This is a genomic window from Nostoc sp. UCD121 (genome assembly GCF_014222285.1).
GTDB lineage: Bacteria > Cyanobacteriota > Cyanobacteriia > Cyanobacteriales > Nostocaceae > Nostoc.
In genome coordinates this window covers 1-22,568 of record NZ_JACKZS010000130.1, presented here as the reverse complement: position 1 = coordinate 22,568, position 22,568 = coordinate 1, and the positions used below count along the sequence as shown (strand labels likewise).

The 22,568-nt window shown below is 40.6% G+C and carries 21 protein-coding genes and 1 tRNA gene; 11 read left to right on the top strand and 11 right to left on the bottom strand.

Annotated features, from left to right (window positions below; genetic code table 11):
• Window positions 1–131: 131 nt before the first annotated feature.
• Window positions 132–284 carry a hypothetical protein gene (locus GNF10_RS23805; protein WP_185607244.1) on the bottom strand — a complete coding sequence of 51 codons (153 nt, stop codon included), beginning with the start codon at window positions 282–284 and terminating at the stop codon, window positions 132–134.
• A 151-nt stretch (window positions 285–435) separates the two neighbouring features.
• Here GNF10_RS23805 and GNF10_RS23800 point away from each other — a divergent pair, with 151 nt between their 5' ends.
• From GNF10_RS23800 to GNF10_RS23790, 3 genes are all read left to right on the top strand, one after another.
• Entirely contained in the window at window positions 436–1,224 is a 789-nt protein-coding gene (locus tag GNF10_RS23800) for a tryptophan-rich sensory protein (RefSeq protein WP_185580556.1), read from the top strand.
• Window positions 1,225–1,567: 343 nt separating this feature from the next.
• Window positions 1,568–1,813: a hypothetical protein gene (locus tag GNF10_RS23795; RefSeq protein ID WP_012408119.1), complete on the top strand. Its 246-nt coding sequence runs from the start codon at window positions 1,568–1,570 to the stop codon at window positions 1,811–1,813.
• The gene (locus GNF10_RS23790; RefSeq protein ID WP_163932549.1) at window positions 1,794–2,084 is read left to right on the top strand and encodes a hypothetical protein; all 291 of its coding nucleotides are present in this window, start codon (window positions 1,794–1,796) and stop codon (window positions 2,082–2,084) included. The genes GNF10_RS23795 and GNF10_RS23790 overlap by 20 nt, the downstream gene beginning before the upstream one ends.
• A 126-nt stretch (window positions 2,085–2,210) precedes the next feature.
• Here the strand turns inward: GNF10_RS23790 and GNF10_RS23785 are convergent, their stop codons facing one another.
• Window positions 2,211–3,431, bottom strand: a complete 1,221-nt coding sequence (locus tag GNF10_RS23785) for a glycosyltransferase family 4 protein (RefSeq protein ID WP_185580557.1) — start codon at window positions 3,429–3,431, stop codon at window positions 2,211–2,213.
• Between the two features lie 753 nt (window positions 3,432–4,184).
• On the opposite strand from GNF10_RS23785, the gene GNF10_RS23780 reads away from it, so the two are divergent.
• Window positions 4,185–5,855, top strand: a complete 1,671-nt coding sequence (locus GNF10_RS23780; protein ID WP_185580558.1) for an MBL fold metallo-hydrolase — start codon at window positions 4,185–4,187, stop codon at window positions 5,853–5,855.
• 167 nt (window positions 5,856–6,022) lie between these two features.
• Here GNF10_RS23780 and GNF10_RS23775 read toward each other — a convergent pair whose 3' ends face one another.
• The 9 genes from GNF10_RS23775 to GNF10_RS23735 form a co-directional block, all read right to left on the bottom strand.
• Window positions 6,023–6,334, bottom strand: coding sequence for a DUF6679 family protein (locus GNF10_RS23775; protein ID WP_185580559.1), 312 nt, complete (start codon window positions 6,332–6,334; stop codon window positions 6,023–6,025).
• 409 nt (window positions 6,335–6,743) lie between these two features.
• The gene (locus GNF10_RS23770; protein WP_185592585.1) at window positions 6,744–6,902 is read right to left on the bottom strand and encodes a hypothetical protein; all 159 of its coding nucleotides are present in this window, start codon (window positions 6,900–6,902) and stop codon (window positions 6,744–6,746) included.
• 33 nt (window positions 6,903–6,935) lie between these two features.
• On the bottom strand, window positions 6,936–7,154 hold the full coding sequence (locus GNF10_RS23765; RefSeq protein WP_114084135.1) for a hypothetical protein: 219 nt from the start codon (window positions 7,152–7,154) through the stop codon (window positions 6,936–6,938).
• A 258-nt stretch (window positions 7,155–7,412) separates the two neighbouring features.
• Complete coding sequence (locus GNF10_RS23760) at window positions 7,413–8,222, bottom strand: Nif3-like dinuclear metal center hexameric protein (RefSeq protein WP_185580560.1); 810 nt, start codon at window positions 8,220–8,222, stop codon at window positions 7,413–7,415.
• Between the two features lie 32 nt (window positions 8,223–8,254).
• Complete coding sequence (locus GNF10_RS23755) at window positions 8,255–9,004, bottom strand: hypothetical protein (RefSeq protein WP_185582027.1); 750 nt, start codon at window positions 9,002–9,004, stop codon at window positions 8,255–8,257.
• Window positions 9,005–9,430: 426 nt separating this feature from the next.
• The gene (locus GNF10_RS23750) at window positions 9,431–9,844 is read right to left on the bottom strand and encodes a secondary thiamine-phosphate synthase enzyme YjbQ (protein WP_185581237.1); all 414 of its coding nucleotides are present in this window, start codon (window positions 9,842–9,844) and stop codon (window positions 9,431–9,433) included.
• A gap of 370 nt (window positions 9,845–10,214) precedes the next feature.
• On the bottom strand, window positions 10,215–11,297 hold the full coding sequence (locus GNF10_RS23745; RefSeq protein ID WP_185581238.1) for a glycosyl transferase: 1,083 nt from the start codon (window positions 11,295–11,297) through the stop codon (window positions 10,215–10,217).
• A 408-nt stretch (window positions 11,298–11,705) separates the two neighbouring features.
• Complete coding sequence (locus GNF10_RS23740) at window positions 11,706–12,899, bottom strand: aminotransferase class V-fold PLP-dependent enzyme (RefSeq protein WP_185581239.1); 1,194 nt, start codon at window positions 12,897–12,899, stop codon at window positions 11,706–11,708.
• Between the two features lie 96 nt (window positions 12,900–12,995).
• Window positions 12,996–13,454: an HIT family protein gene (locus GNF10_RS23735; protein WP_185581240.1), complete on the bottom strand. Its 459-nt coding sequence runs from the start codon at window positions 13,452–13,454 to the stop codon at window positions 12,996–12,998.
• A gap of 254 nt (window positions 13,455–13,708) precedes the next feature.
• Between GNF10_RS23735 and GNF10_RS23730 the strand changes: the two genes are divergently transcribed.
• The 7 genes from GNF10_RS23730 (at window position 13,709) to GNF10_RS23700 (ending at window position 22,511) form a co-directional block, all read left to right on the top strand.
• The gene (locus GNF10_RS23730; RefSeq protein WP_185581241.1) at window positions 13,709–15,169 is read left to right on the top strand and encodes a TM0106 family RecB-like putative nuclease; all 1,461 of its coding nucleotides are present in this window, start codon (window positions 13,709–13,711) and stop codon (window positions 15,167–15,169) included.
• Window positions 15,170–15,301: 132 nt separating this feature from the next.
• Window positions 15,302–16,486: an esterase-like activity of phytase family protein gene (locus GNF10_RS23725; RefSeq protein ID WP_185581242.1), complete on the top strand. Its 1,185-nt coding sequence runs from the start codon at window positions 15,302–15,304 to the stop codon at window positions 16,484–16,486.
• A 294-nt stretch (window positions 16,487–16,780) separates the two neighbouring features.
• Window positions 16,781–18,403, top strand: a complete 1,623-nt coding sequence (locus GNF10_RS23720) for a serine/threonine-protein kinase (RefSeq protein WP_260446325.1) — start codon at window positions 16,781–16,783, stop codon at window positions 18,401–18,403.
• Window positions 18,404–18,502: 99 nt separating this feature from the next.
• Window positions 18,503–20,029 (top strand): serine/threonine-protein kinase, encoded by a 1,527-nt coding sequence (locus GNF10_RS23715; protein ID WP_185587013.1) that lies wholly within the window; start codon window positions 18,503–18,505, stop codon window positions 20,027–20,029.
• A gap of 111 nt (window positions 20,030–20,140) precedes the next feature.
• Window positions 20,141–20,214: transfer RNA gene (locus GNF10_RS23710), tRNA-Asp, on the top strand.
• A 133-nt stretch (window positions 20,215–20,347) separates the two neighbouring features.
• Window positions 20,348–21,793: a glutamate--tRNA ligase gene (gene gltX, locus GNF10_RS23705; RefSeq protein ID WP_185587015.1), complete on the top strand. Its 1,446-nt coding sequence runs from the start codon at window positions 20,348–20,350 to the stop codon at window positions 21,791–21,793.
• A 223-nt stretch (window positions 21,794–22,016) separates the two neighbouring features.
• Window positions 22,017–22,511, top strand: a complete 495-nt coding sequence (locus tag GNF10_RS23700) for a hypothetical protein (protein WP_185587017.1) — start codon at window positions 22,017–22,019, stop codon at window positions 22,509–22,511.
• The last annotated feature ends 57 nt before the right edge of the window (window positions 22,512–22,568 follow it).

The window sequence follows — 22,568 nt, the reverse complement described above, 5'->3', positions numbered from 1 at the left end:
TAAATTATATTTTCACTTACAAGCATTGTTAATTGATTCTTGATCTGGCTTAAATACGACTTTTTCAGCAAGCCCTATGTAGAGCATTGTACCTATAATAAGTTACGCATCAAAGGCGACACGAACAAAAACTAAATTTTATCGGCAACGCAATAGTCTCTATTCTTATTGCTAATATACTTAATCCGCGATCGCATATTGTTCAAATTGTCACTGTAATCATCAGTTTGCCGCAAGACAAGCCCAAGACTTGATTTAACTTTCCGCGATCGCAGTTTTAGCATTTGGTTTTAAAATCATACAGTTGCCGAAAGTTCTGGGTTTATGTACCCTTAAAACCAAGAGATTATCCTTGAGTATAAATACTCATTTTGGTCAATGAATCACGGAGCAAACTTATGGTTACAGTCACAAAAAGATAACAGTTAACATCCTATGCAGCAGTCCACAAGAGGCAATTACCGGGATTTTTGGCGACAGCTTGTTACGTTGGCTGCAATCTTTGGTGCTTTCGTTATCAACGTACTATCGAACGTTTTTCCACTCAATGGACTCAGTATAGGGGAAATTTCCAATACTTTATTTAAAAATGTCCTGATTATCCCTGCCAATTACGCCTTTGTTATCTGGGGGCTGATTTACCTTGGGTTGTTTGCTTTTGGGATATACCAAGCTTTACCTAACCAACGAGATGAACCTAATTTACGTAAGACAGGTTATCTGTTAGTGATTGCCTGTGTTGCTCAAAGTATCTGGGTATATCTGTTTTTGTCTAGGCTTTTTGCTCTTTCTGTAATTGCAATGCTTTTGATTCTGTTGCCCCTGATTGGTGTTTATGTACAGTTAGAAATTGGCAAATCGCGTGTACCTAGGCTGAAAAAATGGTGTCTTCACTTTCCGATCAGTATTTATCTAGGCTGGATTAGCGTGGCGACCATTGTCAATGTAGCGTGTGCCTTGTATTTTCACGGGTGGAACGGTTGGGGGATTTCTGCCATAACATGGACTCTCATCATGGTATTGATCGCAACAGCAGTTGCAGCAGTTATAGTTATCCAGCGTCGAGACATCGCTTATGCAGGAGTAATACTTTGGGCACTAGTAGCAATCGCACTCAAACACTCTGAGAACTCAATACTCAGAAATACTGCGTTTGTTTTGGCAATTGTCCTAGTTTTGACCGCTACGATTAAAAGCTTACGCCCCCAACAAGAAAATATTTAACTGCGATCGCGTACCTGCCCAGTGTAGGCTCACGCCCAGGCATATCTTCAGATTTCCTCGCTTGTGTTCTGGCAAGCGCTTTCGCCTTTAATAAGTATTAATACGCGTTAAGGTAAATATTGGCTTGTCTTTGACATTAAGTGAATGCCAATGTATTTTAGTGTAGCGATCGCACCCAGATCGGAATTGTCAAGCTTTCAGTCTTGTTTGGATAATTTTCGATACATTACCGCAAATGCGCTGATACTTTATTTTCCCCTCTTCATAAATTCCGCAAAAACACCGTTACGCTATTTGTACTTGTGATCAAAACTAAGAACATCCAGTTTATTAGGGCGTGTTTATGACCAACCCTGTAACGACGGTTATCCAAGTCAATCTGGAGATGGCTCTAGAGGTAGCTCAAGAATTGGAGCAAGCTCCATACACTCAACTCGGTGCTTATTGTTTAGAGATTTTACGGGAAATAGGATGTCCTGGTACCGAACTCCCAGTTAACTTACAAACTCGCGATCAGCAACTAAACTTTATCACAGGCTTTGCATCTTATGCTTTTGGGGAGGTACAAAGTGTACAGAGCATTAATTGAAGACATTTTCTATGATCCAGAAGAGACAGAAGAGATAGAAGAGACTACTTTTCCCGCCACAGATAAAGATTTGTTGATTTTAACAGAAAGATTTTTAGCGTTTGAAATTCCTTCAAAGGTTTTCTTACAAGCTATAGCCATTGCTGATTATGACGGTGCTGCTGCTTTCCGCTACGTTGATAGTTATTTGAATACTCTCAAAAATAAGAATAAGCGCAAGCATAAAAAATTACTTGTTTTAGGTGCTTCTACTAGGTTTGATAATAATTGACGTGTTTCTTTACAAGCTAACTAACAACCAATACGAGCTAGATCACATAATTTGCCCAACCGATGCAGAGACGTTGCATTGCAATGTCTCTGCATACATTTGTTACAGACCGATAAGAAAAAACAATTAGAATTTATCTATTAGACAAACTTGTTCATAGCTTTTACCAGCGATATCCCAAGTAAAATCTGTTTCTACCAGATGTCTACCGTTATGAGACAATTCTGTACGCAGATGTGGTTGATCGAAGAGTTGACTAATAGCGGTGATGTACTCCTTTGGTGTATTTGCTCGTAATGCCCGTAATGGATGACTAACGCCATCTACAGCTAATCCTTCTAAGCCGCGATCGCTAGCTACTATAGGTACACCAGCTGCCATTGCTTCTAAAGTTTTATTTTTAATGCCAAACCCAGTTCGCATGGGTACAACACAGATGGTACATTTATGCAAGTATTCTACCATTGAAGGCACACGCCCAATTACATTAATTCCTGGTTTTTGATCGAGTGCTAAAACTTCTGGCACTGGATGAGAACCGACGATATCGAAAATTGTATCAGGATAAAGTTTTTGGATTGCTGGCAAGACTTCGTTGCTGAAGAAGCAGACAGCATCAATGTTTGCCAAATTATCCATTGCGCCGATAAAAATTAAGCGATGTCCTCCTGGGTCGCTGCTACGGTTGGGAAAAGAAACTAAATCTACGCCATTGGGAATAACTGTAATTTCACTATTGGGGTTAAATTCTTGTAGTTGAATTTTATCTTCTTCTGTTGTCGCTACAATTGCCGAAAACTTACCACAGTAGTTTTGCTCATAACGCCGCAGAAGCGGTAGATTAATTTTGTCTCTCAGGGAATTTTCTGAAATGCCTGTGGTTAGTTGGTTGCGACAGGTAGCGTAAACAGAACTATGAACATTCACTATAGTTTTTAGCTGTTTCTGAAAATGCGATTGCACATAAATTTCATTGACGCTATGTTCGCAGGTAATTACATCACATTTCCCTGCTTCCACCCAGTTATCAACCCATGTTTGCATCTCAAGTGAGTAGCGGTTAAGTACGCTTGGCGGTGTCCCTTGTTGCAAAAATTGACCAAATCGCTGTATTTTCTTCAATATTCCAGTGGTTCCAAAATCTAAAGGGCGTTCAAAAATGGCTAGATGATCCACACAATTGCCTAATTCTGCTACTTCTGCATCTGTCACATCGCCCTCGCGTTGAGTAGCGAGGGTAACAGTATGGCGTTGACTCAGATATTTAAGTAAATGAAATGTCCTGACTTGGGTTCCCCCGCGCGTTGGTGGGTAGGGAAAGGTAGAAGATAGCATTAAGATGTTCATATAAGTTATGAATCAAATGTGGTATGTACACCATGACCTCATTGGAGGCTGTATGTCATCATTTGATTTACAGTAGCTTTCAAATCAATAGACAATGCGTAGACCTCTCTTTAAATCCAGAACTACGCTGGAAACAGTGAAAATATTAGTTTAAATCAGATGGATGGACAGGTGAACCGAAAAGTTCTACAATCTGACTGATTGTGGTAAAGTTACCTATTGTGCAATCCACATAAGCATAGTAAAGATTTTCTAGTGATCCGGTTTGATTGCGGAAGCACTAAATTAATATAAGAAAGTCTTGAGTAAGGGGCAGCAAACAAATGGATGTAAAGCTGATTCTAGCTGGATTAACAGTTATCTTCACAGTTTCGTGCTTATTCTTTGGCACGAAAAACGGATTCTATGATTCAGATAACTATCACGGCAATGGTTCCGCACATTGAAATAAATCTGTAGAGGCTTGGGCGACTTTCCGTAGGGTGAGTTTGCTAACAGCGCTCAGAAGTTGCAAAGGTAAAACACACAAGAGGCAAACTCCTTTAGCTCCTAGTTTGATGGCTTTTCATTAGCCCACCTTTCCGAACCAGTGCGGGTTCGGCTGAGGCGTCCTCCCCAATCAAAAATCTGTATTCTCAGGGTGTAGGGGCGCACGCTAAAACTTACCCCTAAGTCACAAAACCAAAACTTGTGTAACGTAACTTTTGGCTTTTGGGATATGTCCATGATGATGAGGTTGGAGGGGAGGACAGTATGAGGGATAATCTGTCGGCATCTTCTAGCGTAGATGCTGCGGAAGCTGGTACTGAATTAGAATGTTTGCCCTATAGTGTCCAGCATCACGATGAGGGCGTGTGTTTATTGGTAAAGATGGGGCCACACCGCATCCTGTTAGACTGTGGTATGGAAGATATTTCATCGCTGGCTAAGGGGCTTACTAAGTCGGAACGTGCATCTAGTTCGCCCCTACCAGCAGATTTAGTTTTGATTAGCCACGCCCACCCAGATCATTCCAGAGGCTTGCTGGCACTACATAAAGCTTTTCCTAAGTTACCTATCTATGGTAGCGAAGTAACCAGCAAGTTACTGCCACTGAATTGGCTAGACCAAGATCCTGAGGAAATTTCCAAATTTTGTCATGCTTTGCCGTTGCGATCGCCTGTGGAATTTCAAGATGGTTTAGTGGCAGAATTATTTCCCGCCGGGCATCTACCAGGGGCAGTGGCCATTCTCCTTACCTACACCACCAAGCAACGTACTTACAAATTACTCTATACAGGGGATTTTTTCTTATCAAATTCCCGGTTGGTAGAAGGTTTGCGTTTAGAGGAACTGCGGGGCTTAGACTTGGATGTGCTGATCATTGAAGGCAGTTATGGCACATCCCGTCATCCTCACCGCCGCAACCAGGAAAATCAACTAGCAGAGCGAATTAATCGGGCGATCGCTGACCATTGTTCTGTAATCCTTCCCACTCCTGCTTTAGGATTGGGTCAAGAGATGCTAATGCTGTTACGCTCTCATCACCATTTCACCGGAAGAGATTTAGATATCTGGGTGGATGGTGCTGTGGCTACTGGCTGCGATGCTTACCTAGAACTCTTACCCCACCTTCCCCCATCTGTGCAAAACTTCGCCCGCCATCAACCCTTATTTTGGGATGAACGGGTACGTCCTCGCGTGCGTCGTTTACAAGCAGAACATCGTCCCACAGTGGGCAAGTCACCTTGTATAGTCCTCACCGACTCTACATCTGATTTAGGCAAACACTGCCAACTAGACACCGGCCCTTGGCTGATCCTTCTTCCAGAAAAAATTGATATAAAAGTTAATAAAGAATATTTAGCACCCACCACTGTTGAAAGCTATCTCTTGGCACAACATAGTGATGGCCCTGGTACTACGCAGTTAATTCATAATTTGCGACCCCAGCACGTCATTTTTGTCCACGGTTCTCCTGCTTACTTAGCAGACCTGACTAGCTTGGAAGAGTTGCAAAACCGCTACCATATACATTCTCCGGCGGCTAACACCTTAGTAGAATTGCCTATTGGCGACACATTCTTGCAACCGGCAGCACCAGAGACTAACTACGAAGGCGAACTGACAGAGTTGGGAACAGTAATCACAATTACCCTACCCAATATGATTACTGCCGATCCGCGTTGGCGGCAATTTGCCGATACTGGTTTAATCGAAGCTCGTTGGCAAGGGGAAGAACTAGTCTTAAGAGGATTGTCTCAACGAGAACTTCTTAGCCAAAATAGCGATCGCTATACATGGACAGATGTCGACTGTTGTGGTACTTGCCGACATCAAAGGGGACAGAGGTGTTGGAACCCAGCTTCGCCGTTATATAACTTTAAGGTAACTCTCGAAGGTTACTGTCCTGCTTTTGAAGGTTTATCTAGTGCTGAGTCCTGAGTTAGGATTTATGACTTAGAACTCGGCACTAGGCACCAGTGGCTTTTCCCTTGACGCTAGGCTCTCCCTTTGGGGTAAGGGGAGAGCCTAGCGAATAAGCTGGCAGAATCAGAAACCAGTCACCTTCAACGAGAAACCTGTTTTTAGTACTGGCTCCTCAACACTGATTATTCTGGATTCGAGTCAGTGTAACGGTTAGGGATGCGTTCAGCTTCGGGACAGTCTTCAGTCATAAGAGGTTCCACATTTCCGCGTGGCACTGAAGCCAGTTTTTGCGTTACAGCACCAATGCTCTCGAGGCGAACCATTTCTTCCCAAGAACAAACTTCGTCCTCTTCTTCTGTTTCATAGCGTAGGGTCACTAAATCTCCCTCTATGTCGATGATGCGGGCGCGTTCAATCCAGCGTTGCTGGTCCCGCAAGAAAACACATACCTCGCGCCCATCGCAACAGAGTTGATAAATCTTGCGGTGTAGCATGTACTGTTTCTGCCTTTTTAAACAACGTAGTTAAACCTGTCAAAATCTGGGTTCTACCCCATTACATTACACCTTTGGGAGGCTAATTTCACCGTTGAGAACAAGTACGCTTTATCACTCAATGCCAAAATTTGCCTGTAGTTGTCAAAATATTGGGAAATATTGGGTAATAAATCATCAGTTGCTCTAGCAATGAATTCAATCTCCTTTCAGCTTATTCTAAGGAACGTCTGCTTCATAGAAGTCAAACAATTCGGAATCTGTCCTAATCAGGTTCATATTTCTTGGTGAGTCATTCTTACCATTATGTAATAAATAATACTCCAAAACAATCGTTGATTGCGGTTGTTTAATCTGCCTACTTTTACTCATTGGCATTGCTGGGAAGTCCGGGGACTCGGCTTTACTTTTACCCACTTGTATCTGATCTTAACTCATTCTCTTGCTGACCTTGATAGTTTTCAGCAACAACACCCAAAGAGTTTTGAATTTTTAAGGTTTTTGCCTGATGATGGGTAAAAAAGGGCAAGAGAATGGAATATTGAGTGAGCATAAATACTTGCAACAAGCTTTCCTCGGTTCCTCTGGTTCTTTTGGAGGATCAGGAAGATTTATGTGGTAAGGGAAATTCTATAAGCAAGTTCGATGAGGATGCTTCTCGTTTAATTCTACCTGCACGAACTGCATCATATAGGGCTGCAAGGTCTGGCAAATCCTCTGACTGATAGCATTTAGTAGCTAGCACTTGCTGGAGTAAACCCTCAGATTCAACACTAAGATATCCAGTTTGGAAAGCAGATTCAACGATTGTGCGAATCATCTTGGTTAAGACAGAGTAAACAATTTGTTACATCAAGTGTGGAACATTTTTTTCTGCGGTTAGTTGATATAGAACATTAAGGTTGTGTGATTATAGTTACACGTAACTAGTGATCACTATCACAAAAATGTTATTAAACATAGGATTTAGATGAGACTAATCGGAGTATACGGTGAGATTTTAATACAAAGATATTTAGCATTAATCTTGGTAAGCTAAATAGTTTGACAATATTAAAATCTAGTGAAACATAAGCAATCAATCAAAAAACTGGCGGAAATCTTCATCCTTTTGGCTTAGTTGCACCCAGTCTAAGTTTAAGGACTGGAATTTTTGCACTAAGCGATCGCAAGCCGGACGTTCGGTAGCATAATGTCCCGCATCTATTAAGATAAGATTGCGTTGGTGCAGCCCGCCGTAGGCATCGCGGCTTTCTTGAAACTGATGAAACTTACAGTCAGAAGTCAGATAAGCCTGGGCACCAGTTTTGGCAACGGCTGAAATGTAACCAGCCCCCGAACCACCCAAAACAGCAACTCGTGAAATTATTTGCTGTAAGTCAGTAGTTGGGGAAAAAATCAAATTAGGGGGAGCAAGCCGGGTTTGAATAGCTGCGAGTAATTCCTGTAGTGTCAAAGATGGCTCTAGCAAACCAACACGACCATATCCTAATCCTGCTTGTGTTGGTACTATGGGAGTCACTTGCTTGAGTTCTAAAATTTGAGCTAATACATCAGCTGTACCATCCTGCACTTGGTCGAAATTGGTGTGAGCGCTGTAAATACCAATGTTATGGGTAAAAGCTAACCGTACCATTTCTGCGATCGCTTCACCAGTGCGTAAAGATTTGAGAGGATTAAAAATCAAGGGATGATGGGCGAATATCAGATTAGCATTTTCTGCGATCGCTTCTTGCATTACTGCCAAAGTCGGTGTCAAACAAACCAAAACCCGTACTTTTTCCTGCAACACTCCTGGTTCAATCTGCCAGCCGCAATTATCCCAGCTTTCACACCAAGCGGGATTTGCCCACGCTTCAAACCAAGTAATTAAATCAACAATTTTCATAATTATTTTCTTCAGCAATTTTTAATTGCTAATCAGTGTTTCTGTGGTTGAATATTTAATTTTAATGCTAATTCCTGGCGCATTTCTTGGAAAGGTTTGTTCCACACCGGGCTAGCATTCCAGTTCCACACTGCTACTGGGATAAGTTGCTCCTCAGCTAGATAAGTTAGTAGACGATATTCGTCTTCTGGTTCACGAGAAAAAGTGAAGGGATTCCGGTAGCCTGTATCACATAGTTTATAAGATACGACCTGGCCATGATTAATCCGTTGTACAAGTTCCTTACCTTTGGCGAGTAAATAATCTAAAAAAACCAGACTAAAAGGCTCTATATATGCGCGTTTTTGTGGTTCTTTTTGTACCCACCTCGCCCACTCAAACCCATACATAAAATCGTGAACATAACGAAAGCGAATTTCTGTTTTAGTTCCAAACATTTCTACCAGAGAAACCATCTTTTCACCAAAAACTTTGATGAAAGGAATAGCGCCCTCATTTGCTAATAAAGCTTGCCTAAGCATACTACTAACCAGAAAATCAAAATCCCAAAATATATTTTCTGGGAAGTTTTGTAACTGGGTACAGACTATAATTTCGAGAGTTTGCTGAAGATTTGTAAGAATTTCAATGTCGGTGTTTTGCTCAGTAATTAAATTTTCCAACTCAGCAAAGCTGGTAATTATTTTTTTTTGGGGATTAAGTGATAATAAATTAATAGACTGTTGGGCAAGGATTTCATCAATATATTGAAAAGTATGGGTTGGTGTCAGTTCTTGCTTCATAGTAATTGAAATAACCCAAACAGCTTACACTAACTATTAGTGTATATTGAAATCAGTAAATTATTAAATAAGGAAAAACAAACTTAACTTTTAAGTTTACAAATTGACACTATTCTTTAATAAGATATGTCTAATTAATTTTGCATCAATAATTTTGCAATAAAAATTATAGGATTATTATTTGATTTCTGAAAAAATTAGGTATATAGGAGGTGTATTAGAACGGAATTCGTAACGCACCATTATCGAGGGTTGGGTGCATTACTACGTATCTTTTGAGAAATCAAACCGGATTCCTGTATCACGACGAAATTTGTTGAATGTATATTAACCGCAAGTTTATGAAATTATATCCAAAGGGTAGGTAGAATAACCAGAGTATTTAAACTCTACAAAACTCAAGCTGAAACCAAACTTGAAAATCAGCTATCCAGAAATGTGGATAACCAATTCTCTTAAATGACTGTGCTGGCGATGTTCCCAAATATAAATTCCCTGCCAAGTTCCCAGTACTAGATGACCTCGATTAATGGGGATATGTTCTGAAGTGTGGGTAAGTGCAGTACGAATGTGTGCTGGCATATCATCGGGGCCTTCTGCATCGTGGATATATTTGCCTGATTCTGGGACAAGTTTTGCCATAAAATTGGCTAAATCCACAAGAACATCAGGATCAGCATTTTCTTGAATAACTAAACTGGCTGAAGTATGGCGCAAAAATAAAGTACAAAGACCAGTTTCAACCCCCGATTCTGCGACTGCGGCTTCAATTTTAGCGGTGATGTTGTAAAAAGATTTGGCAGTAGTGGAAATTTTTAGTAACTTTTGGTAGTGAGTCATTTAAAACAGTAAGGATTGATGATAGTAAAAGCTAATTAGAAGTTCAATCTGCTTGATTTAGTCCTTGTGCTATCGTTGCTTTATCTTAATTAAATGGAGTATATTTTATCTTAAAAAGGCTTAATACCGAAATCTTTGAGCAAATCTGGCAATTCTAAACTCTCTTTAGAGGATATTGTATTGTCTTAGTCAATATTCATATATTAATAGGACTTACGCAAGAACTCTCTGAAACTCTTATTTCTCCGTGTCCTCTGCGCCCTCTGTGGTAGCCTGCGGCAAGCCGTTCGCGTAGCGTCTCGTAGAGAAGCGTCTACGTTTTTCATGATTTTGCGTAAGTCCTGATTAATTTATACTGTTTTGAATAACTTTATTTCGTCTGTAAATAATTTAGAACCGCTTTAGCGATCGCTTCATTACCATCCTTAGCAATTAGCTGGGATTGCTTTGGTAGTTGGGGTAACTGATTCAGAAAATCCCAAGTCCCTTGAAAAAACTCAGGTGGGGTGATGATTTGATGCTGGTTATAATTTTTTATGCCTTCTAGTAGAAAAGTTGCTTCGGCAAAACCCTCACGGGGAACAGTAACAATAGGTACTCCCAAGAGTGTCGCTTCAGCAAAAGTACTGTAGCCAGGTTTAGAGACGACTCGCCCACAAATAGGCATAAAATCTACTGGGCGGTATTTGCGATCGCTAATTTTAACTAAATTAGGTAAATCAGGCGCAGATTGATCAAAGACGATAAATTGCCAATCTGGAAATCGCCGCAGGTTATCGTAGGGAATTTGCTGTAAACCCAAGCCGCCAAAGGTCAACAAAATAGTTTTTTCGATAGGTGCAGTTATTCCCCAAAGAGAACGTAAATCATTAGCAGAGTAATGGGGGGAACCGCCTGTTAGTCCGACATCTGTGATATTGTTGAAAGCCTGCATCGGTTCGTGGAAAGGGAGACGAAATAAGCGATCGCACTTTGAGTACCAATCACTAATCCAATCTGCAACTGCTGTAAATTCCCCTCCCCAATCTCGATAGATAAAGTCCCAGCCAAAGTTACTCATCATCCAGCAAGGGATATTTGCACCTTTGGCAAACCCAGGAGTCAGGAAGGGAATATCTGCCAAAATGAGATGAACGCGATTTTGACGGATAAAATTAACTTCTGAGGCAATCAGTGAATTTTGATGTTTTTTAATATCTAGTAACTTTTCTAAAGTCGCTACTTGATCCATTGTCAAACTATCGGTTTGCACCACACCCAAATCAAATGCACGGGGACGATAGATGAAATCGCCTTCTATATAGCACTCTAGCAACCAGCGCGGGGCAGTGGTAACAAGAATCAGCAAAATTTCTGGACATAATTTTTGAATTGTCGCAGCGACGGAAGCCATGCGTGTAGCATGACCAAAGCCGTGGTTAGTGATGGCTAAGTATAAGATTGGGCGTTCCATTTAAAAGGTAGGAGGTAGTAGTTAGGAGTTATACGAATTATGTATTGAAGATACGTCAAATTATATGAGCAACGAACCGCAAAGGACGCATAGACACGTTCGCGGAGCGTCTCGTAGAGAAGTGGCTTCCCGCAGGGTAGGACACAAAGAAAGAAAATTTGGTGTAGCCTCACAAAGAATTGGTATTAGGAGTTAGAACTTAAAATCGTAATTACTAGACTGATAACTCTAGGACTTACGCAAGAGTTACGGAATAACGTAGACGCTTCTCTACGAGACGCTACGCGAACGGCTTGCCGCAGGCTACCACAGAGGCTCAGTATTTCGACTTCGCTCAATAACCGGGCACGCAGAAATAAGAGTTTGAGAGATATTTTGCGTAAGTCCTAAACTCATAACTCCTAATTTTTAATTAATTTTGCAAAAACTTTGAATTGCCTCAACGAATTGGTCGATTTCTGATTCTAAAGTCAGGTAATGGATGGTGGCACGTATACAGCTAGGATCGGCAATTGTGCGAGTTAATATGTTTTGTGAGTCGAGAAATTGTACTAACTTGAGATTTGCTTGGGGCTGATTATTTATAAGTTGGAACGAGACTATACCGCTTTCGGGTGGGGATGTTCGCAAACATTCAACTTCAGGTAACGCTACTAAGCGCTGCCAAAGATAGCCACTGCTTTGACAAATTTGGTCGTAACGTTCCTGTGAAGTTCCCCATTGCTGATGAATTGCGATCGCTTCCTTTAACCCAACATACAACGGATAAGCTAATGTAGACACTTCATACCGTCGCCCATCGGGAAGCCAGTCCACAGGCTGAGATTGACTATCTACAACAATGCCATTCAAGCCAATAAACGTAGGCTTCAGGCTTTCTCGTGCTTCTGGACGAACATACAAACCACCAGCACCCGCAGGACCACACAGCCATTTGTGACCAGTGAAAGCATAAAAATCTACACCCAATTCTGTTAAGTTTAAAGGCAATAAACCAACAGATTGGGCAGCATCTATCAACAGGAAAGAATTATTATTTCTGCATACTTCGGCAATTTTATCAAGGGGTAAAACTTGACCAGTATTCCAGAAAACATGACTTAATATTACAAGACGGGTATTAGGACGTAAGCGCTGGGCAATAACTTGTACAGGATCGCCCTCATTTAAAGTCGCTTTCAGAGGACAGGTGGTAACTTCTACCGCGAATCTCCGCGCGATTTCTTGTGTAGTGGCAATCACGCCTGGATGTTCGCAGTCTGAGAGCAGTATATGGTCGCCAGAATGCCAGTCTATGCCCCACATAGCGATATTACAGCCAACTGTGACATTCTGGGTAAGGGTAATTGCTTCACTTGGTGCATTTAACTCTGAAGCGATCGCAACTCTAGCGGCTTGAGTCTGCGGTGCTATCCAGCGATACGCGTCATTACCAAAGGGGCCTATTTGCTGAACATAAGCCTGAGTTTCGGTCATAGCATCCATTGCCCTTTGGGGCATTGGCCCTTGTCCCCCATAATTGAAATAAGTCTTATTGGCTAAAGCGGGAAATTGCTCTCGATGGCTTTGCAGCTTGGTTTGGGCGACAGAAAGACTAGTCATAATTTCTAAGGGATATTTGTTGTTTACAGGCTATTGATACTTAGTAGCAATGGTAAAAATAGGGATGAGATTAATTTTAGCGATCGCAGCCAAATCTTATCTTGTAATCAGTAACGATAAATGCTCTTTGACTTTTTTTCCTAAATTCTGCGCTGTTTGAGGCGTAATTAGATGGTGTTTGAATTCTGATGCCTGAAGCCACGGGGTACTTTGGCGATCGGGATCAGACTCATAGCGTGGGAAGAGATGCCAATGAATATGTGGTTCACTATTGCCATAACAGGCATAATTCATTTTCCACGGACTAAAAGCATTAACGATCGCTTGTCCTGCCAGCATCACCTCTTGAAATAAGGCAGACTGGATAGGCGGAGCAAGTTCATGCAACTCTCTAATATGTTTTTTTAGAAGAATTAGGGAGTATCCGCAATGAAATTGATGATCGCCAATCACAAAGATTGAATGCTCAAATTCGTGGATGAAGTAAGGATTTTTACCGCTTCTCCAGAGCGTGACACGCTCACAGATGAGGCATGGCTCATGTTGTTCTGTCATGTACCCTTGTAATGATGGATAAAAGGTGATTTTGTCATTCTCGCTTATCTGTCACCCAAGAAAAACACAAACACTTAGCTGTTTACAGTATAGAATAAACGGCAAATTAAGTGTAAAAGCGTTTGCGTAGCCCACCGCTACGCGTAGTGTCTGTCTACGACACGCTACACGAACGCAGAGAAGGTATCGCCACTTGCAAACTTTAGTTGTCTAAGTTACTCCCACATAATACTAATTCTTGTTAACTTAAAAGAATGCTAATTAATGCTGAACTCCTACTGCAATACCAACGTTGTAAACGCCGAACTTTTCTAGATATCCACGGTGACAAAAGTCAGCGCGATGCACCCAATGAGTTGCTGCGAAAACTGCAACAAGACAAAATCGCTCATCAGCTAAGTGCTTTGGCACAAATGACTTACCACCAACCAGATTATTCTTATGGAAACTGGGAAATAGCAGAGCAGGCAACTTTAGAACTGATGGAGCGTGGCGTTGAGTATATTTATAAAGGAGTGCTGCTAGCAAATTATTCTGACGAATATACCTTGCTGAGTCGGCCAAATTTACTCGTCAAACAGCCAGGACAGTCTCGTTTTGGAGATTGGATGTATGTCCCGGCTAGTATTGAACTAGGTAAGCGCCCTAAGCAAGAATATCAAGTTGTCGCTGCATTTCATACTCAAGTCTTGGCAACAGTGCAGGGAGTTGTACCAGAAGCTGCTTTGCTGATACTGCGAACCAAAAACACCAACTATACGGTGGATTTATTTAAATGGATTCCACGGATGCAGCAAATTCTGGAGGAGTTTATTGAAGTTTTAGAGTTACCGACTCCGCCAGAGGTGTTTATTTCTCGGCAAAAGTGCAATTTTTGCCATTGGTATAGTCAATGTTATGCGATCGCTCAATCTGAAAAACATCTCTCACTATTACCAGGCGTAACACCTCTTCGCTACACTCAACTCCAAGACGTAGCCATCACCACACTAGAATCTCTTGCTAATACCAGTCCCAGCACCTTAGAAAATCTAGTTGGTTTCGACCCGAAAGTAGCACCTAAACTAGTAGTGCAAGCTCAATCTGCATTGGAAAAACGACCCCTAGTTTTACCCTATCCGCTACCAATAGAAGATATTACATTCACAGCACCCATAGAGCTTTACTTTGATATTGAGGCACAGCCAGACTTAGATTTAAATTATCTTTTGGGGGTTTTGGTCGTTGATAGACTTGCCAATACAGAACGGTTTTATTCGTTTTTAGCAGATAAGCCAGAAGACGAAGAATTAGTTTGGCAGCAATTTTTGGATTTAGTTTGGCAATATCCCGAAGCGCCAATTTATCATTTTTGTGTCTACGAGTTTGATACAGTCAAACGCCTAGCAAAGCTTTACAACACTCCCTACGCCTCAGTGCGTCCTGTACTGAATCGATTTGTGGATGTGTATGAACAATTAACCCAAAGTGTAGCATTACCGGTAGAAAGTTATGCCCTCAAAGCGATCGCGCGTTGGTTAGGATTTGAGTGGCGGGAAAAAGAAGCTAGTGGTGCCAAATGTATTTACTGGTACGATCAGTGGCTAGAAACTGGCGATCGCACCTTACTAGAAATTATCCAAAGCTACAACGAAGATGACTGCCGCGCTACCCACAGAGTAAAAGACTGGCTTGTAAACTTTTTTCAGGAAGAATATGGTTTGCGACTAGCTTAAGTGATTTCGTATTTTATAAAGGTTTTCAATTTGTTGGAATACAGATTATTTTTAGCAGCGCACAGATGTGTAGCGCTATATTCTTCAGCATGATATCTTATTTGTTAATTTTACACTCTAACAAAAAACTCTATGCAGCTAATTAAGAAAACCTTCGCAATTCCACGAATTATTTACTTATTTATCCCGATTCTAATTATCAGTTTTTTATTAACAAAATTACCATTAAGTGCTGTTGAAGTTAGTAGCATAGAGTTTATCGGTGAAGCTACTTTACCGAAAGGTTTAATCTTTAAGAAAACTGAAGTTGGAGGTTTATCTGGAATTACTTATGATACAAAAAACAATCTTTATTATGCCATTTCTGATGACCGTGGACAAAAAGCTGCTGCCCGCTTCTACACCATAAAAATAGATTTAAGCAAGGGCTATCTAAAAAAAAGCGGAGTTATTCCTATAGATGTTACCACATTATTAAATGAAACCGATCAAAGATTTCGCCCCACTGAAACTGATACAGAAGGTATTGCATTAACTAATAAATCAACGATATTTATTTCTTCTGAAGGCGACGCTGCAAAACTAATTAATCCTTTTATTAAAGAATTCTCACTATCTTCTGGTAAAGAAATCACAACACTTCGCATCCCAAACAAATTTTTGCCAGATAAAGCTGGTAAACAAGGTATTCGCAACAATTTGGCTTTTGAAAGCCTCACCATCACACCCGATAAAAAGAATCTATTTACAGCCAGCGAAAATGCTCTCATTCAAGATGGTGTTGCCGCTAAACCTAACATCGGTAGTCCTTGCCGGATTTTGCAATACAACTTACTCAACAGCCAGCCAGAAAAGGAGTTTCTTTACCAGACAGAACCAGTTTCACCCTTTTTGAACCTGACTGGCAAATTTGCTAGTGGATTACCTGATTTACTTGCTCTCGATAATCAAGGGCACTTCCTAAGTTTAGAAAGGTCTTTTACTGGTTTAGGATTTGCTATTTCCCTATTTCAGATTTCTCTAGAACAAGCTGATGATATTCATCACATAGATAGTCTTTTAGCAATTGACTTCAAAAATATTAAACCAGTTCAGAAAAAACTACTGTTAGATTTGAGAACCCTAGATGTAATGCTAGACAACATCGAAGGCTTAACTCTTGGGCCTAAACTACCCGATGGTCAACAATCATTAATTCTTGTGAGTGATAACAATTTTAACTCACTACAACGTACTCAGATACTAGCCTTTAAAATGAAAATTGAAACACCACTGATCAGATTATTACGCCGTTTCCTGCCGAATTTCAATCGTTAACTGTACACAACCATCTCCCCTTTGCTGCTATTTAGTTGTTTCTACTTATTCCTGTGTATTCACGGAATCTACTAGGTAACTTTATCTAGCCTATTCGTAGTTTACGTGTAATTTCTCAACCGTATTCCTTAATAAATATGTTACATAATATTTAAGAAATTTTGCAGGCAGATTAACTGGAATGGCAGTATATTATTAATTTCCAACAAATTCTGATATTTTTAGATTTAAATTTAGTACTTAACTAGACTGATTAAACTAATTTGCCAAAAATATTTTTCATAAATGATTTTTATGCCACAAAAAAAAATTGAGAATATGGTAGGGCAAAAAGCAGAATTAGACGATTATATTGGACAGTTTTTAAATAATCGCTATTTAATCAGAGATTTGATCGGCAAAGGAGGGATGGGGAGAGTTTATTTAGCAGAAGATACTGCTAAAGGTGGTATGCCGATCGCAATCAAAATTTTATCTCTCAGTTTGGCGAATCAGCAAATGTCCCAACGCTTTGCCAGAGAGATTTTTATTGGCGCTCAATTGGGTCGTAAAAGTAAACATATTGTTCGCATCTTAAGTTATGGCGTTACTGAGGATAAAACCCCCTACTATGTAATGGAATATCTCCAAGGAAAAAATCTCAAACAAATCCTCAAAATTCAGCCCTTAACAATATCGAAATTTTTGGAAATTTGTAATCAAATTTGTTTAGGCTTACAATGTGCCCATCAAGGTATTAGCCTCAAAGGAGAGATTTATCCCATTGTTCATAGAGATATAAAACCCGAAAATATATTCCTTAGTGAAGATAGCAAAGAAGGAGAAATTGTTAAAATACTCGATTTTGGCATCGCCAAATTTTTAACAGAACGAAGTGGGATGACTCTGACAGATTCTTTTATTGGTAGTTTACCTTACTGTTCTCCAGAACACATGGAAGGGCGCAAATTGCTAGATGTGCGCTCTGATATTTACAGTTTGGGAGTACTAATGTTTGAGATGCTAGCAGGAAAACATCCATTTCAGACAAAAAGTAACTCCTTTGGTACTTGGTATCAAGCGCATCGCTTTCAAATGCCACCTACAGTTGAAGAAGTTAACCCGCAAGTCAAAGTACCGCAGATATTAGAAAAACTATTGATGAGTTGTTTAGCAAAAGAAGTAAGCGATCGCCCGCAAAATATCAACCAAATATTAGAAGCTTTAGAAAAGGTTAATAGTCATATTAATGATGTTATTGCTAACAATAGTAGTGAAATTCTTAAAGCCTCAGTTCCAGTTCAATTAGTACCGGCAACATTCTTGTCAGAACAAGAATGTTTACAGAAAAATTGGCCTAAGAACAAACCAATTGGCGCAATTGGTTTTCCTCATTTATTACAAACTCCTCAAAGACCTATACCAACTTTTTGGGCGATGTTGCCCAAACAAGAGATTGCAAAATTTTTGAATAAAGTACATAGCACTGAATTTATTAGTAAAATTAATGTATATCCGATGCTATTGTGGGTAACAGTCCTATACGATGCTCAGCCTTCTATGACTAAGTGGCTACCTTATTTTCTAGATTTGAAAGATAATAAAGGGCAGAATATAGCACGTAGTTTAGCAGAGGTAGGCTACTATCATCTACTATTTTTTCCTCTAGAAGAGCCAAACCGTTGCTCCCATGTAACAACCTTAAGTCTCACTGCTAATCAGCGTCAGCAACTTGTAGACTGGTTAGATATGAGTCAACGGTCAAATGAATTAATTTTGTCTAATCAAGCTAAAAATCTTCTAAAAACAGAGTACGAAAAACTAAAATTAGACATTTTACAAAAGTTAGCCGTAGATCATAAAGCTGAGAAAGAAGGGTTAAAAAATTGGATGGATAAATTCTTGGAGATTTTTTTTAAACTTTTATCGCGTTCTTAAAAGTGCGTAATTAAAATACTTGCTACCATTTACCTAATTATATTCTTCTTATGTGTGTATTGCTAACTTTAAATATACTCAGCAGCAGAGGTGAATAAAGTGAATCAAAGCCCATTTACATCTCCAAGTAGTACGGGCTTACTTGCCAATCGTTACCAACTGAAGCAATTAATTGGTAGCGGTGGTATGGGTGAAGTTTTCTTCGCAAATGATATTTTGTTAGGAGGTATACCAGTTGCTATCAAGTTTTTAACTCAGACTGTTGTCGATAGCAAGATGCAACAAGACTTTGCTCGTGAAGCTTTAATGAGCGCAGCCTTGAGTCAAAAGAGCTTACACATAGTGCGGGCGTATGATTATGGCGTGAATGAGAAAGGAAAACCATACTATGTGATGGAATATCTATGCGGTAAGAGTTTAAAGGACTTAATTCCGCTATCATTGTCGATGTTTTTGACTCTTTCCCGCCAAATTTGTTTGGGCTTACAGTGTGCCCATCAAGGCATTAATATTGACGGCAAAATTTGTCCGTTGGTTCATAGAGATATTAAGCCTGCCAATATATTAGTTATTCCCGATCCGATATTAGGTCAGTTAGTTAAAATTCTCGATTTTGGGATTGCTAGATTTTTAAATTATGCCTCAACAGCTAGTACAAGCAGGGGATTTAATGGCACTTTACCCTACTGTTCTCCAGAACAGCTAGATGGAGAAAAATTAGACAGTCGCTCTGATATTTATAGCCTGGGTGTGATGATGTTTGAAATGCTCACAGGCAAAAAACCTTGGGAACCAGAAACTGATTACTTTGGTGCTTGGTATAAAGCACATCAGTTTGAACAACCCAAAACGATCGCAGATGTTAAACCAACTCTGAAAATCCCTCAGAAGCTAAATAGTTTAATCATGTCTTGTCTGGCAAAAAAAGCAAGCGATCGCCCACAAAATATCGCTCAAATTTTGCAAGTATTAAATAGCTTAGAACAATCTAATTCTACCAGTTTACCAACAAATTTATCCTCTAATCCCATCCTTAGCCATCCCCTAGATTCTGGATTACCAATTGCAGTAGAACAAAGCTGCCGACAACTTTTGTGGCCTCCAAATAAACCAATTCAAGAAATTGTTTTTCCTCAGCTTATAGATACTGCACAAGAATCTATGACCGCACTATGGTTGATGTTGCCTAAACAAGAAATCAAAAACTATGCTCTTTCTACCCGTTACAACCAGTTTATCTTCATGACATCCCCTCACCCAATGCTGTTGTGGGTAACTGTACTCTACGATCGGCAATTAGCTCCTAAGTGGCTACCATGTTACTTAGATATGCAAAATCCCCAAAATCTTAGGCTGGTAAGTCTACTGGCTGAAAATGAACACTATCCTTTGATTTTCTTTACTCTGGAAGCACCACATTCCTACGCCAACGTCCTCAGCAGTCGTATTGAGCCAACTCAGCGACAAATGTTGAAAACCTGGGTACAACAAACTCATAGCCTACCACCAGCTTCTAAGTCCCAAGTCAGCAAACAGCTATTAAAGGAGCAGTATAAACAAATGCAATCCCGGATGTTGCAGCATCTGGAATCTAAGCCCCAGGTTGTGTTATCAAGGTCTATTTAACGGTAAATTCACACCTTGGAGAGACGGAATAAAAATAATTTCTAATTTCCTACTCCAAAATGCTTGACAAGCAGAAAAAAAATAGTGATAATAGCAAAGTTGACCAAACAAGGGACTGTAGTTCAATTGGTTAGAGCACCGCCCTGTCACGGCGGAAGTTGCGGGTTCGAGCCCCGTCAGTCCCGTTCTAAATTTATAAGTAGTGAATCACCGAAGTTCGGTGATTTTTGATTTGGAATTCCCCAAAAGGATTGACCCAGAATTGAGGGTTTGAATATAAGCTACATTTATCATGCTTTGCGAAAGAGAGAATTAACTGTGACTGTTAGAGTCCGTATTGCGCCGAGTCCAACCGGAAATTTACATATTGGTACAGCTAGAACGGCTGTATTTAACTGGTTATTTGCCCGTCACCACGGCGGAAAATTTATCCTGCGAATAGAAGATACAGACCTAGAGCGATCGCGTCCCGAATACACCGACAATATTCTTGAAGGATTAAGCTGGCTAGGACTGAACTGGGATGAAGGGCCATTTTTCCAATCTCAACGCCTGGATCTTTATAAAGAAGCAGTACAAAAACTGCTAGATCAAGGATTAGCCTATCGCTGCTACACCACCAGCGAAGAACTAGAAGCGCTAAGAGAAGCCCAAAAAGCGAGAGGTGAAGCTCCCCGCTATGACAACCGTCACCGCAACCTCACACCAGAACAACGCGCTGCTTTTGAAGCAGAAGGTCGTTCTTATGTGATTCGCTTCAAAATCGAAGATGGGCGGGAAATTGTCTGGAATGACCTAGTAAGAGGAAAAATGTCTTGGCGAGGTAGCGATTTAGGTGGTGATATGGTCATCGCCCGCGCCTCAGAAGAGGGTAGCGGTCAACCACTGTATAACTTTGTCGTTGTAGTAGATGACATCGATATGCAAATCACCCATGTGATTCGCGGAGAAGACCACATCGCCAACACCGCCAAGCAAATTTTGCTGTATGAAGCAATGGGTGCAAAAATCCCAGAGTTTTCCCACACGCCCTTGATTTTGAACATGGAAGGGCGCAAGCTTTCTAAGCGGGATGGAGTTACTTCTATTTCTGAATTTCAGAAAATGGGCTTTACTGCTGAAGGCTTGGTAAATTACATGACATTGCTGGGTTGGTCGCCACCAGACTCGACACAAGAAATATTTACCTTAGAAACAGCAGCTAAAGAGTTTGGCTTTGAGCGTGTAAATAAAGCAGGTGCAAAGTTTGACTGGGACAAGCTGGATTGGTTGAACAGTCAATATATCCACAATACACCAGTAGATAAACTCACAGATTTACTCATACCCTTTTGGGAAGCGGCTGGCTATAAATTTGATGGTGGAAGAGATCGCGCCTGGTTAGAACAACTTGTAACTTTAATTAGCCAGAGTTTAGCTCGTTTAGTAGATGCAGTACCTCAAGGCCAACTGTTTTTTAGCGATACAGTTGAATTTAGCGAAGAAGGCAGTACACAGCTAAAGCAAGAAGGTTCTACTGCTGTCCTTGAGGCGATTGTCACAGCTTTAGAAAATCAGCCGCAACTCTCGGAAGCCGCCGCTCAGGACATAATCAAACAAGTGGTGAAAGAGCAAAAAGTCAAAAAAGGCTTGGTAATGCGATCGCTCCGAGCAGCCTTAACTGGAGATGTTCATGGCCCCGACCTCATTCAATCTTGGTTACTACTAAATCAGATTGGTTTAGACAAGTCGCGTTTGAGCCGGGCAATAACAGAAGCTAATTAGCAATTACTTCCAGATTTTAGAAATATTTTAGATTATAGGGGCGCACAAGGGTGTGCCCCTATCTATAAGGTAGAGCAACTATAAGAACAACAAATCATTGACTAATTACTAATGAATTATCCCCAATTTCAAATCTAAAATAGGTAGTCAATTCTCCCCACATTGGGAACTTGGTGTGTAAAATTCATGTCTTCAGAACCACTTAGAAGCGAACGTAATTACAATGCCGACAAAAGCGCTCAATAGAGGGATGAGATTATCGTTGATGATAGTTACGCTCTTCATCACATCGACAGTTAACGCTGTGACTGATGCTCAGGAAGCGCCAACGATATTTGGAGATGTAACTATTAGTCCCCAGTTTTCGCCAGACCCCCTGACAGTTCGCGGGATGAGTGGTGGTTCAATATCTGGGAGTAAAGTAGGTGTCAGAAGTGAAACAGCCACTGGCCCTTGTACCGGATTTGTTGATGAAACACCAGACCACACATTAGCGTTAACAAGTAAATTTGACTACCTAAAGTTGCAAGTGCAAAGTCCTGAAGACACCACCATAATTATCAAGGGGCCAGGTGGTACTTGGTGTAATGACGATTTTGATGGCAAAAATGCTGGCATTGTTGGTGAATGGCTAGCTGGAAGTTACCAAATTTGGGTTGGTTCCTACGAAAAGGGTAAGTATCTTCCTTACACTCTCAAAATTACAGAAGTTAAGTAGGGTATTGGGCAGAAGAGGCCAGGGAGCAGGGGGAAGGGAGAGTACTGGGGAAAAGGC